21 protein-coding genes are annotated in these 18,214 nt (G+C 27.3%); all 21 read right to left on the bottom strand.

The window, feature by feature from the left end; all coding sequences use genetic code 11:
* Positions 1–3 precede the first annotated feature (3 nt).
* A protein-coding gene (prfB, locus tag M2214_RS00825; protein ID WP_248481732.1) for a peptide chain release factor 2 occupies positions 4–1,108 on the bottom strand; the annotation gives its coding sequence in 2 pieces (ribosomal slippage) (positions 4–1,032 and positions 1,034–1,108; 1,104 coding nt in all).
* A 12-nt stretch (positions 1,109–1,120) separates the two neighbouring features.
* A complete protein-coding gene (gene secA / locus M2214_RS00820; RefSeq protein WP_248481730.1) occupies positions 1,121–3,796 on the bottom strand; it encodes a preprotein translocase subunit SecA in 2,676 nt (891 codons plus the stop codon).
* A 161-nt stretch (positions 3,797–3,957) separates the two neighbouring features.
* Positions 3,958–4,491 (bottom strand): ribosome hibernation-promoting factor, HPF/YfiA family, encoded by a 534-nt coding sequence (hpf, locus tag M2214_RS00815; RefSeq protein WP_248481727.1) that lies wholly within the window; start codon positions 4,489–4,491, stop codon positions 3,958–3,960.
* Between the two features lie 1,095 nt (positions 4,492–5,586).
* The gene (locus tag M2214_RS00810) at positions 5,587–5,784 is read right to left on the bottom strand and encodes a YjfB family protein (protein ID WP_248481725.1); all 198 of its coding nucleotides are present in this window, start codon (positions 5,782–5,784) and stop codon (positions 5,587–5,589) included.
* 14 nt (positions 5,785–5,798) lie between these two features.
* Complete coding sequence (gene flgN / locus M2214_RS00805) at positions 5,799–6,299, bottom strand: flagellar export chaperone FlgN (protein ID WP_248481723.1); 501 nt, start codon at positions 6,297–6,299, stop codon at positions 5,799–5,801.
* Positions 6,300–6,307: 8 nt separating this feature from the next.
* Positions 6,308–6,688: a flagellar export chaperone FliS gene (fliS, locus tag M2214_RS00800; protein WP_248481721.1), complete on the bottom strand. Its 381-nt coding sequence runs from the start codon at positions 6,686–6,688 to the stop codon at positions 6,308–6,310.
* A gap of 25 nt (positions 6,689–6,713) precedes the next feature.
* Positions 6,714–8,354, bottom strand: coding sequence for a flagellar filament capping protein FliD (fliD, locus tag M2214_RS00795; protein ID WP_248481719.1), 1,641 nt, complete (start codon positions 8,352–8,354; stop codon positions 6,714–6,716).
* Between the two features lie 11 nt (positions 8,355–8,365).
* The gene (locus tag M2214_RS00790; protein WP_248481717.1) at positions 8,366–8,728 is read right to left on the bottom strand and encodes a flagellar protein FlaG; all 363 of its coding nucleotides are present in this window, start codon (positions 8,726–8,728) and stop codon (positions 8,366–8,368) included.
* A 218-nt stretch (positions 8,729–8,946) separates the two neighbouring features.
* The gene (locus M2214_RS00785) at positions 8,947–9,096 is read right to left on the bottom strand and encodes a hypothetical protein (RefSeq protein WP_248481716.1); all 150 of its coding nucleotides are present in this window, start codon (positions 9,094–9,096) and stop codon (positions 8,947–8,949) included.
* A 196-nt stretch (positions 9,097–9,292) separates the two neighbouring features.
* Complete coding sequence (locus M2214_RS00780) at positions 9,293–9,646, bottom strand: hypothetical protein (RefSeq protein WP_248481714.1); 354 nt, start codon at positions 9,644–9,646, stop codon at positions 9,293–9,295.
* A gap of 541 nt (positions 9,647–10,187) precedes the next feature.
* Entirely contained in the window at positions 10,188–10,394 is a 207-nt protein-coding gene (locus tag M2214_RS00775) for a hypothetical protein (RefSeq protein ID WP_248481712.1), read from the bottom strand.
* A gap of 132 nt (positions 10,395–10,526) precedes the next feature.
* The gene (locus M2214_RS00770) at positions 10,527–10,946 is read right to left on the bottom strand and encodes a DUF2920 family protein (protein ID WP_248481710.1); all 420 of its coding nucleotides are present in this window, start codon (positions 10,944–10,946) and stop codon (positions 10,527–10,529) included.
* Between the two features lie 37 nt (positions 10,947–10,983).
* Positions 10,984–11,181 carry a hypothetical protein gene (locus tag M2214_RS00765; protein WP_248481709.1) on the bottom strand — a complete coding sequence of 66 codons (198 nt, stop codon included), beginning with the start codon at positions 11,179–11,181 and terminating at the stop codon, positions 10,984–10,986.
* A gap of 407 nt (positions 11,182–11,588) precedes the next feature.
* Positions 11,589–12,299, bottom strand: coding sequence for an acylneuraminate cytidylyltransferase family protein (locus M2214_RS00760; RefSeq protein WP_248481707.1), 711 nt, complete (start codon positions 12,297–12,299; stop codon positions 11,589–11,591).
* Positions 12,300–12,303: 4 nt separating this feature from the next.
* Positions 12,304–13,476, bottom strand: coding sequence for a UDP-N-acetylglucosamine 2-epimerase (gene neuC / locus M2214_RS00755; protein WP_248481705.1), 1,173 nt, complete (start codon positions 13,474–13,476; stop codon positions 12,304–12,306).
* On the bottom strand, positions 13,473–14,471 hold the full coding sequence (neuB, locus tag M2214_RS00750; protein WP_248481703.1) for an N-acetylneuraminate synthase: 999 nt from the start codon (positions 14,469–14,471) through the stop codon (positions 13,473–13,475). The genes neuC and neuB overlap by 4 nt, the downstream gene beginning before the upstream one ends.
* Complete coding sequence (locus M2214_RS00745; protein ID WP_248481701.1) at positions 14,472–15,107, bottom strand: acetyltransferase; 636 nt, start codon at positions 15,105–15,107, stop codon at positions 14,472–14,474. It abuts the gene before it with no gap.
* A 1-nt stretch (position 15,108) separates the two neighbouring features.
* Positions 15,109–16,161 carry a nucleotidyltransferase family protein gene (locus tag M2214_RS00740; RefSeq protein ID WP_248481699.1) on the bottom strand — a complete coding sequence of 351 codons (1,053 nt, stop codon included), beginning with the start codon at positions 16,159–16,161 and terminating at the stop codon, positions 15,109–15,111.
* A gap of 12 nt (positions 16,162–16,173) precedes the next feature.
* A complete protein-coding gene (locus M2214_RS00735) occupies positions 16,174–17,349 on the bottom strand; it encodes a LegC family aminotransferase (protein ID WP_248481697.1) in 1,176 nt (391 codons plus the stop codon).
* Between the two features lie 33 nt (positions 17,350–17,382).
* Positions 17,383–17,859, bottom strand: coding sequence for a hypothetical protein (locus tag M2214_RS00730; RefSeq protein ID WP_248481695.1), 477 nt, complete (start codon positions 17,857–17,859; stop codon positions 17,383–17,385).
* A 17-nt stretch (positions 17,860–17,876) separates the two neighbouring features.
* Positions 17,877–18,173, bottom strand: coding sequence for a hypothetical protein (locus M2214_RS00725; protein WP_248481693.1), 297 nt, complete (start codon positions 18,171–18,173; stop codon positions 17,877–17,879).
* Between the last annotated feature and the right edge of the window lie 41 nt (positions 18,174–18,214).

Below are 18,214 nucleotides of genomic sequence, written 5' to 3'. Positions count from 1 at the left end.
TCCTTATTTTTTAGTATGTTTTAGATATTCATTCATGAATGGATCTAGATTTCCATCCATTACACCTTGAACATTTCCTATATCTAGGTTGGTTCTATGATCTTTAACTAATTTGTATGGTTGGAATACGTATGATCTTATTTGACTCCCCCATGCTATTTGTGAATACTCACCTTGTATATCTTCTATTTTTTCTTTCTGCTCCAGTTCTTTTAACTCTATAAGCTTTGCCATTAGCATCTTCATAGCCTTATCTTTATTTAAATGTTGCGATCTTTGATTTTGACATTGAACCACAACACCTGTTGGTATATGAGTTATTCTAACAGCCGATTCCGTTTTATTTACATGCTGTCCTCCAGCTCCTGAAGCTTTATACGTATCTATTTTTAAATCACTAGGATTTATATCTACACTTGTATCATCATCAAGCTCTGGTATTACATCTATAGATGCAAATGATGTATGCCTCTTTCCAGATGTATCAAAAGGCGATATTCTAACTAATCTATGAACTCCCTTTTCTGATTTTAGGTAACCATATGCATTAATTCCTTCTACTGACAATGTAGCACTTTTTATTCCAGCTTCAGGATCTGCTATTATATCTAATAATGATGCTTTATATTCCTTACTTTCTGACCATCTAGTATACATTCTAAGTAGCATTTTTGCCCAGTCCTGAGCATCAAGTCCACCTGTTCCCGCATGTATAGATATTATAGCATTATTTTTATCATACTCTCCATTTAAAAGAGTTTTTATTTTCATTTTATCTATATTCGAATATAAATTTTCTATAGATTTATTTACCTCTTTCTCAAGAGATAAATCATCTTCTTCAAGCGCAAGTTCTATTAATACATCTATATCCTCTAGAGAGTTTTCAAGGTTCTCAAATTCTTCTATACTCTCTTTTAGCATCTTGTTTTCTTGAAGTAATTTTTGAGCTTTTTCGTTGTCATCCCAAAAATTTTGCTCAGACATTTTTTCTTCTTGCTCCTGTATTTTATATTCTATTTTTGCTATGTCAAAGAGAAGCCCTCAATTCGTCTATTGAATTTTTCATTTCATCTATTCTTTGATTATATTCTTGAATATTAAGCATTTAACCCTCCTATTAGTTTCTTCCACAGCATTTTTTATACTTTTTCCCACTACCACAAGGGCATGCTTCATTTCTTCCAATTTCATCGCCCTTTACAACAGTCTTATTATCAGGTTCATCTGATGCAGTAGATAAATTGTCTATATCAACAACCTGTTTTCTTTCTATTTTCTCTTCCACTGTAAAGTTATATAGGTATTTGATAGTTTCTTCTTGTATAGATTTTATCATTTCTTCAAACATATCAAATCCTTCAAATTGATATGCTCTTACAGGGTCTTCTTGACCTATTGCTCTAAGACCTATACCTTGACGTAGCTGTTCCATAGCATCTATATGATCCATCCACTTAGTATCTACTACTTGAAGTAAAATAACTCGCTCTATTTCTCTCATTCTTTCAGAGTCTATTTCTCTTTCTTTCTGATCATATATATTAGCAGCTATATTCATTATATCTTCTTTTATCTTATCTCTATCAAGTTCTTCTATATTATTAAACTCTATACATCCCTTTGGTAAGAATATATTATATAAATGATCCTTTAATCCTTCTAAATCCCACTCTTCAGGATAATCACTATCTGCTGTGTATATCATAACCGAACTATCTATAGTGTTTTGTATCATGTTAGTTATATTTTCTTTTATATTTTCTCCTTCAAGAACGCTTCTTCTTTCTTTGTATATTATCTCTCTTTGTTTATTCATAACATCATCATATTGAAGAACGTGCTTTCTTATAGAGAAGTTCTTACCCTCTACCTTCTTTTGAGCCCCTTCTATAGATTTTGAAAGTATCTTATGCTCTATAGGCATGTCTTCTTCCATTCCTAATTTATCTACAACACCCATAATCTTTTCACTACCAAATAGTCTCATAAGATCATCTTCAAGTGTTATATAGAATCTAGATACTCCAGGATCTCCTTGACGTCCAGCACGACCACGAAGCTGATTATCTATTCTTCTTGACTCATGTCTCTCTGTACCTATTATACAAAGTCCTCCAGCATTTAATACCTCTTGTTGTTCCTTGTCTGTTTCCTGTTTTATTTCAGCGTATATTTTATTGTACTCTTTTTTAGCCATTTGAACATACTCATCATCAATTTCTATATGAGATGTTACAAGGGCTAATACTTCGTCGTTATATCCTTTTTTCTTTAACTCGTTCTTAGCTAAAAATTCAGGGTTTCCTCCAAGTATAATGTCAGTACCACGACCAGCCATATTAGTTGCAATAGTTACTGCTCCTATTTTTCCAGCTTGAGATACTATTTCCGCCTCTTTCTCATGCTGCTTGGCATTAAGAATCGCATGAGGTATACCCTTTTTCTTTAACATAGAAGATAAAAGTTCAGAGTTTTCTATAGATATAGTACCTACAAGAACAGGTTGCTTCTTCTTATGTCTTTCTTCTATCTCTCTTACTACTGCTTTAAACTTTCCATTTACAGTTCTATATATAGAATCTGATACATCTTGTCTTTCAATAGGTTTGTTAGTAGGAATCTGAACAACATCCATACCGTATATAGATCTAAATTCCTCTTCTTCTGTTTTAGCTGTACCTGTCATACCTGAAATCTTTTTATACATTCTAAAATAGTTTTGGAATGTTATAGTAGCAAGAGTCTTTGATTCTCTTTGTACTTTAAGACCTTCCTTAGCCTCTATCGCTTGATGTAGTCCATCTGAATATCTTCTACCAAACATAAGTCTTCCAGTAAACTCATCTACTATTACTATTTCTCCATCCTTAATTACATAATCAACATCCCTCTTCATTTGATTATGAGCTTTTAATGCCTGATTTATATGATGGTATATTTCCATATTAGACATGTCAGTTAAATTCTCAACCGCAAAGAATTTTTCTCCCTTGTGGATACCTTCTTCAGTCAGTGACACAGAATTAGCTTTTTCATCTACTACATAATCATCTTCATTCTTTAACATTTTAACAAACTGGTCTGCTGCAAAATAAAGTCCTGTAGATTTATCTCCTGCACCAGATATTATAAGAGGTGTTCTAGCTTCATCTATTAATATAGAATCTACCTCATCGACTATTACAAAGTTTAATTTCTTTTGAACCATCTGTTCCTTATGTATAACCATGTTATCTCTTAAATAGTCAAATCCAAACTCATTATTAGTACCATAAGTTATATCGCAAGCATATTGTGCTTTTCTCTCTTCTGGAGTTTGTCCATGAACTATAACTCCTACACTTAATCCCATATATTCATATAACTTAGCCATCCACTCTTTGTCACGTTTAGCAAGATAGTCATTAACGGTTATTACATGTACTCCATCTCCAGTCAGAGCATTTAAGTATACAGGTGCTGTTGCAACTAAAGTTTTACCTTCTCCTGTCTTCATTTCAGCAATTCTTCCTTGATGAAGGACTATACCTCCTACTAACTGAACTCTATAATGTCTCATTCCAAGAACTCTCTTTGATGCTTCTCTCGTAACGGCAAAAGCTTCAACTAATATATCATCCAGCGTCTCTCCATTGTTCAATCTTTCTTTGAATACATTAGTCATATTTTTAAGTTCTTCTTCACTCATACTTTCAAACTTGCTTTCTATAGCATCTATCTTATCTACAATCTTTTCAATCTTCTTTATTTCTTTTTTACCTGAAAATCCAAATAAATCTTCTAAAAAGCTCATATTGTATACCTCTCTCTTATATTAATTTCCATTATTATATATTTTAACATAGCCAAGTAAATAAATAAAATTATATTGTGGAATACATATAGATTATTTACAACTTCAAACTAATTATTATACTATACGAAAAAAAGATGGGATCTAAGTCCCACCTTTCATTATGCCTGTTCTATTATACCGTAATCACCTGATTTACGCTTATATGCTACATTCATTTCATTAGTCTCTGCATTTGTAAATACAAAGAAATTATGTCCTAAAAGTTCCATTTGAAGTATAGCTTCTTCCTCATTCATAGGTTTTATACCAAATTTCTTTCTTCTTGCTATATTTATTTCACTACCATTATCACTTTCAATTGAACTCTCTATATTATCAAATCTAATACTTGCGTTATCTTGATGTTTGTTTATAAGTTTTGTCTTATATTTTCTAAGTTGTTTACTCAACTTATCTACAACAACATCTATAGCTGCATATAAATTTTCTTCTGAATCCTCAGCTCTTATTATATTTCCGCTTACAGGGATTATAGTTACTTCTATAGTTTGTCTGCTTTTCTTAACTCTAATAGTAGCTCTAACATCTATATCATCGTTGAAATATCTTTTTATCTTACTTAATTTTTCTTCTACTGCTACTTTGATTCCTTCTGTTAATTCAATGTTTTTTCCCACTATAGTTAATTTCATAAAGCCATCCCCTTCCATTCTCTAAACTACTTAACATATATCACATAAATAATTATAAAAAAGTCTTCCTTTGAAAAATTTTAGATGTAGACTTTTTTGAAATTCATAACGTAAATTATATCCACCTTATAAATTCTAAAGTTTATAATTTACTATTAATTATAAAAATATTGGATATTATATATATAGTTAGATGTATATAATATATTCTTATAATTTTATTTATGTAAATATTGTTAAATCATACTTATTATAATACAAAATTTGGATTTTAAAAATAGATATTCTAAAATAAATTTTATTAATATTATTTTACCCACTAATATATTATTGAAACGCTTTTTTTAGAATTAAATTAATGCTTTTTTATTAAAATTTTACAACTAAAATTCACATTAAATATTTATCCGCAATTTAACAATTTTCAAAACTTCATCCTTTTAAATTGAATCTAAAAATTTAATAACTTCTGGATTAGTTTACCCAAAAAGGCACTTACTAAATTAAAAATTCAGCTGGCGTAAAAATTCCATCTGAATTATGTTTCACTTTATTAAAAAGCAAAATCAATTAATATTATATAATATATTAATTTAATACTATTAATAGTTAATCTTATTTAAATATGCAGTGGATAACTTTTAAGTTTACCTGTGGATAATGTGTATAAACCTGTGAATAAAGTTTATAACTGCTTTTTAGTTGTGGACTTTTTTGACAAAAGTCCACAAGGTTGTTAGTTTTTAATTTTTCTAAATTGTCGAACTTTTTGTTAACACACTAAAATATTCAAATTTCAACATTTAAACCAGTATATCTACAGTAAAAATTCCTATAAAAAAAGAGCATCTATATAGATGCTCTTTCTAATATTATAGCTGACCTGGTTTTTGACCCCACACTCGCCTGCTGGAGGTTTTGCTCGGGTTTGCCTCACTACTAACTCTCTCGATTTTTTATCGGCAGGGCTTACATCTAAGCCGCACCATGATCATTAACTCGCTTTTGAATTAACTTACGTGGATCCTTTTGCCTGCGACTGGCTTGGACTTTCAACCACAGACCTATAATATCAACCATAACATTTTATCAAATTTATAATTTAATGTCAATATTATTTCCTAAATGAGGTGTAACTGATTTTTCCATAGCTTTAACATTAGTATTTATCATTTCATTAATCATATTTGCATTTTGTTGTGATGTGTCCATAACATTTTTCATAACAGAAAGACTTACTTCTTGTGAAAGCTTGGCTTGACTAAGTCCAATTGACATAGCTGCTATATCCATACAATCTCCTCCTTTTATTTTTTATTATCTATAAATACACCTTGAGCATGATTGTATTTAGTATTATATCCTTTATAAGCTCTTACATTATTCTTTAAATTTTTTTTATCATTTTTTATATTTTTTATATTCTCTTTTACTTTCTCTAATTCTTCTTTTACTTTTTTAGTATTAATCTTATCTATCTCATCTATTTCTTTAGTTAATTTCAATATGTTCTCTATTTTAATTTTTAAATCTTTAATTTCAAGATATTTTTGAGTGTCTATATGTTCAATCGAATCTATATTTAAATCTTCTTTTAATTTTATGTATAAACTATAAAACTGCTTGTCTAATTTATCTACCCCATCTATTTTATCCTGTTTTTTTTCAATATAGCTAATAAGTGAATCTGAATTATCATTCTCTATAGCTATCTTTTGCACTTTAGTTATTTCGTATATATCTTTCATTAAATTATACTTTGTTTCGCTAATTTGAATTAGAAGATTTATCAACTCTCTTATGTTCATCAAATTACCTACTTTCCTTGTCTAGCCAACTTCATAGCTTCTTTCCAAGTATCTCTAAATTCAACTACAAAATCTTTAACCTCTTCAAGTATAGCTTTATCCTTTTTTAAATTAGCTTCTATTAACCTCTCCTTGAGATAATCATATAACATTCTTAAATTTTTAGATATTTCATAATCCATATTAAGAGTTATATTAAGTTCAGTTATTATATTCTGGGCTTTTATTATATTAGTATTACATTTCTCTATATTTTTTTCATCTATACCTATCATTGCTAAATTAATAAACTTAATACATCCTTCATAAAGCTTTAAAGTAAGCTCTTCCGGTGTTGCCGTATTTATTGATTGATTTTTATATTGTGCATATGGATTTGCCATCGCCATAATTAATTCCTCCTAATAAATTTATCTACATACCGCCCATTTGAGACATAAGCCACGAACTTTGAGAGTTCATTTGATTCATGGCCTTTTCCATTGCAGTAAACTGTCTCCAATATCTATCTTCAATGCTGCTTAACCTACTATTTTCTCTAGATATTTGTTTTTCAATATTAAGTACATCTTTATCTAATAAACTTATAGATCCACTCTTTGTTACAAAATCTATAAGTATAGTAGATTTTACCTCTCTATATAATAATGCATTATCTCCTGTTCCTGACTTATCTATAATATCCTTCATTCCATCTATCATATCATCATAAAGTCTATTTATAAGTCCTGTTTCTGCTCTTTTTTCTTTATCAGTTTTTGTTTCATCTGGAGTCTTAAATAATAAATCCATTACTCCATCAACATCATTAGTAATTGCTTCTTTTAATTTATCTTCATCTATTTTTAGTTTTCCTCTTTCTTGATAAGTTCCAGTAGTTATACCTATTTCAGTCAAGAAAGAAAATCCAGATAATTTTGTATCATTATCAAAATCACTATATACAGATTCATATAATCCAGATCTTGTATTACCAAGTAGTTTAGTTATATGTTCATTATTTTTTAAAAGTCCTGATTTAGCCTTTTCTTCCCAAAGATCTATAGTTTTTTCATCCATAGCCTCCTTTTGATCATCTGTTAAAGGTTTATAATCTCTATAGCTTTTTTCTCCTATTTTTTTATTCAACTTATCTAAAAGTTCATTATATTTATCTACAAAACCTTTTATTTTGTCATATACTCCATCTACATCCGTATCTACTTTTATAGTATGTTCAGTACCCGCATCAGCTGATTTTAAATCTATATTTATTCCATTTATAGTAATGTTATTTGATGAATATTTTATCCCATTAGCTCCATCAAAATCTATTATAGCATCTTTTCCTACATAAATAGCAGGATCACTTGATGTGATATCTCCTCCATTAGCACTCATATTTGTTTTTAAAATACTTTCTCCCGCACCTGCTCCATCTGGATCAACAAATAAATTATGTGTATCTCCCGTAATCTCAATTTTTGAACTTGAACCTGTAGAACTGGTATTTAAAAAAAGTCTTCCTATACTAGAATCATAACTTGCTTTTACTCCAGTCACATCCGTTTTGCTATTTATTGCACTTACTACATCTGACAACGTATTGCTTGAATCTAAAGAAATAGATTCTCCATTTATATTTATAGAAAAAGCACCAACAGCTCCAACTCCTAATTGGTCTACAGTCTTGTCTTCTCCTGAATTTTGTATAGCAGAGGCACTCCCTAAAGTAACACCTTCAGCTAATTGTACTACTTTTAAACTATGAGTTCCAGATGCAGCACTAGAATTAGCTGTAGCATCAAAAATACTCGTATCAGAAGATGTAGCTTTTTTAATCCATGATGCACTACCTATTGATCCACCAAAGCTAACTCCAAGTTCCTTTTTAGTATCTAATATAAAATTTGCTATATCTTTATTTACATCATTATAAGCTTCTTGAGTCCATTGTGTTATTTGCTTTTCTTGATTGTATTTATTAAGTCTAATTTTTTCAGCATCCATAAGCTGCTTAACCATAGTTTCTGTATCCATCCCACTTGCTATTCCACTGAATCTAATTCCCGACATATATACCTCCCCTATCCTTTTTGATCTACAAAAATACCTGATCTTTCACACATATCTGCAATCATATCTAATATCTTTTCTGATGGAATTTCTTTTATTACTTCTTCAGTTTCACTATCTATTATTTTTACAGCTATTTGTTTTGTTCTTTCATGTATAGAAAATTTAAGATGAGTATTTGTTCCTACTAGTTCTTTATTTGCTTTTTCTATAGCCTCTATCAATTTTTTTTCACCTGGAAATGATACATTTTCTTCCTTCTTCTCAGATTGCTTTGTTATATCTTCTTTATTTTTTGGTATATTTTTATCATTAACTATTTCTGATTTAGTTGGATTAATTTGACTACTAAACATAGAAGAATCTATTCGCATGATAAACACTCCTTTTATCTATTTTCTATTTTAGTTATCGGCAATAAATATATTTAAGTTTATATAAAAAAAGATAATCAATAACCTTATTCGCTACAAAGTAATAAAATCATTGATTATCCTCATATATTTTAATAATTATAAATAACTCTGCTTATGTTTCTTTTTCATTAACATCCTAATATTTATTGTATCTAAAAACTTTTATATGAAACTATTCAAATATCATATTCTGATATAGTTAATTTATTTTCAACTTTATTTACATCTATTTTTTCATATATATCTTTTAATTCTAAATTATTCACAGTAAATTCACATGTATCTTTTCTAAGATCAAATACATACAGTTTTTGGTCTTTATCCATATATTTTATTAATGCTCTTATGTAGTATCTAAATCTAAAACTATATAAAATATTATATAGTTTTAATTTTTTTGAATTAGTTTTAGCAAATCTTCTGTTTCTTTAATAATATCATATTTACTATGTAAAAAATGTATTTTCATTTCTATTACTATTATTTAATCTAATAGTTCAGTCAGCTTATTTATAATAAAGTCTATGAAACATATTGACCAACTTCTTTTTTTAATATTTCTTGCCACTCCTGAATTTTAGGTTTAATTTCATAATCTAGCAAATCTGATATTAATACTGTATCATTATTTTCTACAGCTTCAAAAATTTCATAATATACTTCATTTAATTCATTCGAATTTATACTGTGAAACTCTTTAGTTAAAACTAAAACTTTGTTAATCCAATCTAATCCATCTATTAATAATAACATTGTATTATTTGCATTTGCTTCTTCTCCTGATATATAGCCATTTGTTATTTGTTCTATGCCAATGAATATATTATCCATATATTCAACAGCTGTGTTTAAAGCTTCTATTGATTGTTTTTTCACACTAACTCATCTCCTTATAGAATTTATTCCTATTTATTTTATCGACAATAAAAAAATATCCTTAAGTTTAATCGATTATATTTTTTATTCTTACTTAACTTTTTATCTATTATTGTTAGATATTATATAATCCTTATTTATTATTTAAGGAAATAAAGAAAGTATCGTGATTGATTTATAAAGTTTTTTTCATCAAGATATTTCCCTTCCCTATATACTAGTTTTTAATAATATGGAAAATATAGTAATAAACATATCTATGTCGAATATTTATTACTATATTTTCCATTGTTAATTCATTAAATATTTATTTTATTTCTACTTTAAATTCATCTAATTTGTTTGACTTATTCCAAATATATATTGAACATCTATAATTATATCCAATCTCTAATTGTTCGTGATTCCGTAGCTCCTAAAATTTTTGATTTTCATAAAAACTTTTATCATTAGCAATTACAGCTCCACCTTATCCTATTGTAACAGTTTTTTCTTCATTCATTTTTAGTATTTATTTATAAAACTTTCCTTTTTGTTATAGTTATTTTAAAAACATAAAATTTGGTAAATTATCATCGTAATTTATTAAATATTCTCCTTTTTTAGTTTTTATAAAAATATCCTTTTGTAGATTTATTAAATGATCTTTTCCAAATTTATTAGCAAAATTTTCATAAGCTTGATTAAATAATCCTAAAAATTCTGCATCTAATCCATGATTCGTAGATTTGAATATGCTTCCATCCATCTCATTCGAAGTAACTTCATTATATTTATATTTTTTTATAGCATCACAAAAGCTTTTTTTATCCCTGTGGCTGATAAGATTATCCGTTACACTATGATAACAATCTATATTACACTCATTTTCGAATCTAGACTATAAATAAGGTAAATATAACATTTCCTTATCTATGTCTAATTTTTTAGCTAAATATTCCAATTTGATATTTAGTATATAATTTTTCATACTCGCAAAAGTCTGTCTATCATTTTTAAGATACATTGGATATATCCAATCTGAATTATCTATTATCAACGAAAATACAGTTGGTGCAAAAACATTATATAAATAAGCTAAATATGCACCATAAGAATGATCATATATAATTATCTTTTTTGCATTAAACTTGTACCTATTATTATATAATATAGCTATAACTCTTAATAAAGCTGTAATATTATCTAGAGCTTGAACCGCTCCCATATCATTAAAGTTATTTAAGTTTTCATCAAATAAATCAGCTTTACAATCTATACTTAAATTATATTTACTGGATATCTCCAAAAATCTACTCACCTCAGATTTTCTAGATTCATAAATATATTCTATATCTTCAGATGAAAAAAATTTTTTTTAATTCGTTCTTATCATAATCAAAGAAATGTATATTTTTTTCTTCTTGCATAAATCCCCATCCAAAATAATCACATTGAACAGTAACCATATTATATTTATCTGCAAACTCTTTTCTCATCTTTTTATATACATTTGAATTTGCATGTCCTCCAAAACCAGAAATTAACAATACCATTCAAGTTTCTAAATTAGCATCTAAATCAGGTATACAAAATATACTTTAATCTTCCTATTACTATAATTTTTAGTATATATGCTTCTATGTCCAGCCACTTCAAAACTATATTCTTTAGTCAACTCTATACCCCCATATAACTTTTTATATTATGTTATGTAGATTTTATTTACTATCTAGTTTCTTTTATCCGTTCTTCTAAAGTATGTTTTAACTTCCTATATATAAGATTTTAGATTTAGTATAATCACACTTTAATCATGGATATATTCCATACGATTTATACATGCAATAAAACTTCTAAAGTATTAGTTTCTTTATAGATTACATCATGTATTTAGATTAATTTCTTTTTAAAAAAAATCATTTTGTCTAAAAAATTTAGACAAAATGATTTTTTAATACACTCAAAAACTATTGTTTAATTTTGAAATATAAAATTCAGCAAGTTCAAAATCTTCTATTGTATCTATATCTATAGAACTTTTTTTATCCATAATATATGGTATTGTAAATTTTGTATCAAAACTTTTTTGTCTTATTAGTAAATCTGTTTTAGCTATATATATAGCACCATTTAATCTGTAAATTTTTTTGAAATCTTGTCTTCTTACAAATTTACTTTTGTCGTATTCTATGAAATCCTTTAAAAATCCATTCTTATCAATTTTTTTATTCCAATAAGGATTATGTTCAACTTCTGTAATGGAAATTAAAGACTCTGAATTTTCATTTTCTAAAATTAATTCTATAGATTCATCTATTTGCTTCTCATTTCTAAGAGGAGAAGTGCACTGTAAAAGCATAACATAATCCGGATTATAACCATAATCATTTTTCATACAATTAACAGCATGTATTACAGGATCTATTCCAGATGTATCATCTTTTGCAAGCTCTTTTGGCCTTAAGAAAGGAATTTCACATCCATATTTTTTAGAAACCTCAGCTATTTCTTTATCTTCTGTTGATACTATTAATCTATCTATATACTTAGACTTTTTAGCTGCTTCTATAGTCCAACCTATTAAATGTTTACCGTATAAATGCTTTATATTTTTTCGAGGTACCCCCTTAGATCCTCCTCTAGCGGGTATAATTGCAAGTATTTTTTTCATAAAATCACCTCACCTTTATATCATAAAAAGGCTTTTTTATATTTATTAGATCATCAAATAAATATCGTTTTATTTCTTTCATAATTTTATTGGATACTTTTCCATCTCCATACGGATTTTTGGTAAACTTTATTTCATTCTTAAATTCTCTAGAAAAAGCTTTTTCAAAACTATTTAAAATATCTTTTTTACTAGGCTTACAATTAATAACAGATTTAGCTTGTATTCTTCCTTTTTGCCTATCTCCTATATTAACTGTAGGAACTTTAAAAGAAGGAGCTTCTATTATTCCACTAGACGAATTTCCGACAACTGCATCTACATATTTCATAGCACTCAAGTATCTTAATTGTCCTAGCGATATAAATGCTATAGCTTTTTCTTTATTTTTATTAACATATTCATCTATTATTTTATTAATTATTCTTCCATTTGTATCTGAGTTTGCTTTTGTAAAAATCACCTTTAAATTTTTCATTTCATCTATTGCATCTAGTAGGTTTTGAAATTGTTTTCTCGAAGAGAACTTTTCTAATGTAACTGGATGAAATGTAACCAATATTGTTTTTTCTCCAAACTTAAAACCTATACTTTTTTGTAAATCTTCTTTAGACAGTAAATTCATATTTTTTATATTTTCTATACCTATAGCACCTACATTAAAAACTCGGTCTGGACATTCTCCTAACTGAATTACTCTATTTCTATATTCTTGTGTACTAGTAAAGTGAATATAACTCATTTTACTAATTGAATGTCTTATAGCTTCATCTACTACACCTTCAGTAACTTCTCCACCATGTAAATGAGAAATAGGTATTCTAGATATCATAGCACAACTTGCAGCGCAAAATATTTCATATCGATCACCTAATACAACTATCATATCTGGTTTTAATCTTTCATAACATTCTGCAAAACTTATCATAGCAAGTCCCATAGATTTAGATATTCCCACATTGGTATCTGAACTTAATAAGATTTCAATTTTTTCATCTATTTTATATCCATCTGTTTGTATTTCATTATAAGTAAATCCAAACTCTGGCGATAAATGCATTCCAGTAACTATTAATTGTAATTCTAATTCACTATCTTTATCTATTTTATCTATTAAAGGTTTCAATAGCCCATACTCTGCTCTTGTTCCAGTAATTACACAAACTTTTTTTTTCATATTTCAATCAACTCATCTTCTTTATAATCTTTATTGGCTACTTTACCTATTACTTCATTCCATCTCATAGGAGATATTCCTTTGCCTGGTCTTTTTGCTTGTATATTTTTTTCTGTAAAAATTTCTCCTTTTTTTATACTGCAATTTGCTACTAAACTTTTTCTAGCGATATCTTTATTTTTCAACTCTGATTTAGAAGGTCTTTTTATTCCATCTCCAATAGCTTTTTCTATATTCCTAATATATCTAACCATAGCTTTTAATTCTTGAGGATTTAAACTAGCTCTATGATCTGGTCCTTTCATGTTTTTATCTAATGTAAAATGCTTTTCTATTACTTTTGCTCCTAGGGCTACTGCTGCTATAGGAGCTTCTATTCCTAATGTATGGTCTGAGTATCCAACTTCTACTTTAAATGCTTCTTTTATAGTATTCATGGCTTTTAAATTTACATCTTCAATTGGAGTTGGATATTCTGTGTTGCAATGTAAGACTGTAATATCATATGTTCCATTTTCTTTTAAAATGTTTAATGCTTGTTCTATTTCTCCAAGTGTAGCCATACCAGTTGATAAAATTACTTTCTTTTTTAATTTCCCTATTTTTCTTAAATAAGGTAGATTTGTTATTTCTCCAGATGGTATTTTAAAAATTTCTAAACCCATACTATCTAATAAGTCTATGCTTTCCAAATCAAAAGGTGAAGATAAAAACATTATTTCTTTTGATTTGCAGTAATTAACTAAATCTTCATGTTTTTCATAATCTAATTCTAATTTTTTTATCATATCAAATTGATTTTCTGAAAAATCTGTAGTTTCTTTTTGGTATTGCGCTTTCTGTGCATTTTTTGAAACAAGTTTTTCAGTTTTAAAGCTTTGAAATTTGACTGCATCCACCTTTGCTTCTACAGCCACATCTATCAATTTTTTTGCAATATCTAAGCTCCCATTATGATTAACTCCAGCTTCAGCTATTATAAATACATTAGCCAATTAATATACCTCCTTACAAGGATTCCCATAAGCTTTAACATTATTTTTTATATCTTTTACTACTACACTTCCTGCTCCTATAATTGTATTACTACCTATTTTTCTATATTGTATAATAGTAGAGTTCGTCCCTATGTGGGTGTTTGTTCCAATTTCAACCCCTCCACTCAAAACACTCCCTGGAGCTATATGAACAAAATCTTTTATAATGCACTCATGATCTATTATACATCCCGTGTTTATAATACAATTTTTACCGATGTGCACATCTGAATTAATTATAACTCCCTTACCTATAAAAGAGCCTTCTTTTATCACTGTATTTTTAGAAATTATTGCACTTTTATCTATTATAAAAGGGAATTTATATCCTATTTTTTTCGCATTTTCATAAAGTTCAATTCTCAACTTAGGATTTCCTATACTTCCAACACCTATAAATGCATAGTTAATCCCTTTTTTGTGGAATTTAACCAAATCATTATCTGTTCCTATTATTTTTATGTTATTAATAAAACCGCCTATATTTTCTTTTAGATCCAATATTCCTACTATGTTAAATTCACAGCTGTCTTTTAATGAATCTATTATACTTTTACAATGTCCTCCTCCACCTATTAGTATAATATCTTTCATTTTACTTTAACCCTAACCTTTCAATCATATTTTCCATTTCTTTAAATTGTCCCATATCAAGCCATGATTTATCACTAACTGGATATGCCCCTACTTTTTCTCCTTTTTTAATATAATAATTTATTAAATCTGTAATATGATAGAAATCATTTTCTGGTACATCCTCTATAGTTTCTGGATCTAATATATACATACCTGTATTAACTAAAAAATCATATTCAGGTTTTTCAACTATATTTTTTATAGTTTCATCTTCATTCAATTTTATTACACCATAAGGAATAGCATAATGTTTAAGAGATGTTATCATTGTAATTTTATTTTTATTTTCTTTATGAAATCTAAGCATATCTGAATAATTACCATCTATTAAAATATCACAATTACTTACAAAAAATGTATTATTTATTTTTCCTTTTAATAAATGTAAACTGCCCCCTGTTCCCAAAGGCCTTTCTTCTTCAACATAATTTATTTTATAATCTTTTTTTAATTCGTTAAAATATGCTCTTATCATATTTTTTTTATAATTTACAGTTAAGTAAAAATCATCACAGCCATATTCTCTAAATCTATTCATAATTCTTTCAACTATAGGAATTTCTCCTATAGGAATTAGTGGTTTAGGAAAAATTTTTGTAAAAGGATAGAGTCTTGTTCCTTTTCCTCCTGCCATTATAACTACGGGATTTTGTATTTTATTAAAATAATTAAGCCTATCTTTAAATTTTTCATTCCAGAATATTACATTTACTACTTCTTTGTTTTTATTTACCACTGGAATACTTTCAATAAATTTTTCCTTCATCAATTTTTCTGCTAAGTGTTCATTTCCTATCGTTAAAAATACAGGCTTTTTATTCATTATTAAACTAACTGTTTTTGATAAATCTCCACTTCTTAATATCCAACGTCTTATATCTCCATCAGTTATAACTGCTTTTAATTTATTATATTCAGTAACAATTAGTATTTTTTTTGCTGTTTCATCTAACTTTTTTAAAGCTTCTTTTATGGTCATAGTCTCATCTATAAATAAATCTTGTAGTCTCATAAGTATCCCTTCTTATATACTTAGTTTTAAATTTGTTAATGCCTTAATTACCATTAAAACTTCTTCTTTACTCAAATTAGTACTACAGGGTATATTAATTATTTTTTCTAAATAATAATTTGCTTTTTCTATCTTATAAGATTGACTATTTACATAAGGTTTTTGCTTATGTATAAGTCCCCAAATAGGTCTTGTTTGTATTTTTTTTTCGCTAAGTTTTTTTAATAATTCGTCTCTATTTAAACCATATTTCTCTTTATTTATAACTAAAGAATAAAACCAATAATTTGATCTACAGTTTTGATTAAAATCTAATAAACTTAATCCTTCTATATTTTTTATTTTACTTTTATATAAACTATAATTCTTAGTCTTTATTTGTATGAATTCTTCTAACCGTTCAAGTTGAGCAACTCCTAAAGCAGCTTGAATATTGGTCATTCTGTAATTATATCCTATTTCACTATGATTATAATATAGCTGGTCGTCTTTAGCTTGAGTTGATAAATATTTAGCTTTTAAAACTAAATCTATATTTTTCCCTACTAACATTCCTCCTCCACCAGTAGTTATAATCTTATTTCCATTAAAAGAATAAACCCCAAAATCTCCTATTGTTCCTGCAAATTTACTTTTATATTTCCCTTCTGTACAATAAGTTCCTAAAGCTTCAGTTGCATCTTCTACTACTTTAAGCTTATATTTATTTGCTATATTCATTATTTTTTCCATATTAACCATATTACCAAATACATGAACAACTACTAAAGCTTTTATAATTTTTTTAGTTTTTTTATTTATTAATCCTTTTTCTGTTAAATAACATTCTTTTTCACAAAATTCTTCAAGTTTATCTAAATCCATATTTAAAGTATCATCGCAATCCATAAATATAGGCTCTGCCCCTAAATATTTCACTGGATTTACTGCAGCTATAAATGTAAGAGTTGGAACTATTACCTCATCACCATATTTCACTTCGCATAATCTTAAAGCCAAATGAAGACCTGCTGTTCCACTCTGACAAGCTACAGCATTTTCTATATTTAAATATTTAGCTATATTTTTTTCAAACTCATTTATATATGCTCCACCTGTAGATACCCATTCAGTTTCTATAGCGTTAGTAACATATTCAAGTTCTTTTCCTTTTAACTTTGGAACCGATAAAGGTATAAACTTATCCATATTAATTTCTCCTCGTTAAAATATATTAATTTTTTAAAAGTGATTTCTTTCCATGATTTTTTTTGCATATTGTGATTCACTATTCATTTCATATGCCAATTTAGCATGTTTATATGCCTCTTTAAAATAACCTATCTTTTCACTTGAAAATGCACATATTAGATTTATTTCAAAATCATTAGGATATATTTCTGTATATTTTTTAGATATTCTATACGATTCTTTAAATTGATTAGTTTCTAAATACATATTTAACATTAATTTTAAATTGATTATATCTTGATTATTCAATTCATCTACTTTATCTTCTGCTAACGGTATATTCAAGTCTCTATTTGAAAACACAACAATCAATGATATACCGTCTCTCCAAATATATTTTGCTCCTAAATCTTTAAAATCTTGAATGTCCCAACCAGATAAATGTTTTTCATTTGAGTTACTATGTAATTCATCTTGGTCATAGTATATATAAGGAGTATTTATTACCAAATTATTAGTTTTCTTCAAAGTATTTTTTATTAATGTTATAGCATTTTTTTTGTGAAATCTTCTATAACATCTGATATTAAAACCATATCATAATAAAAATCTTTATCTCTTATAAGATCATAAGCATCTCTTATATAAATTTCATCATATACATATTCATGTACTGGAGTTAAATATTTTTCAAATATCTCTATTCCATCAATTCTTCTTTTCCATTTAGCATAACTTCCATCTTCATTAATCTCATAATCTAACAACTCTCTAGCAACAAATCCATATCTTCCAAATCCAACTCCCACATCTAACATTGATTTTGGATTTATTGTAGCCAAAACTGTTAATATACTATTAAAAGATCCTCAATTACTAGTTC

The organism is Tepidibacter aestuarii, from assembly GCF_934924865.1.
In the GTDB taxonomy this organism is placed as follows: domain Bacteria; phylum Bacillota; class Clostridia; order Peptostreptococcales; family Peptostreptococcaceae; genus Tepidibacter_A; species Tepidibacter_A aestuarii.
The sequence above is the reverse complement of the archived record's forward strand: the minus strand, read 5'-3'. Positions and strand labels throughout refer to the sequence as shown.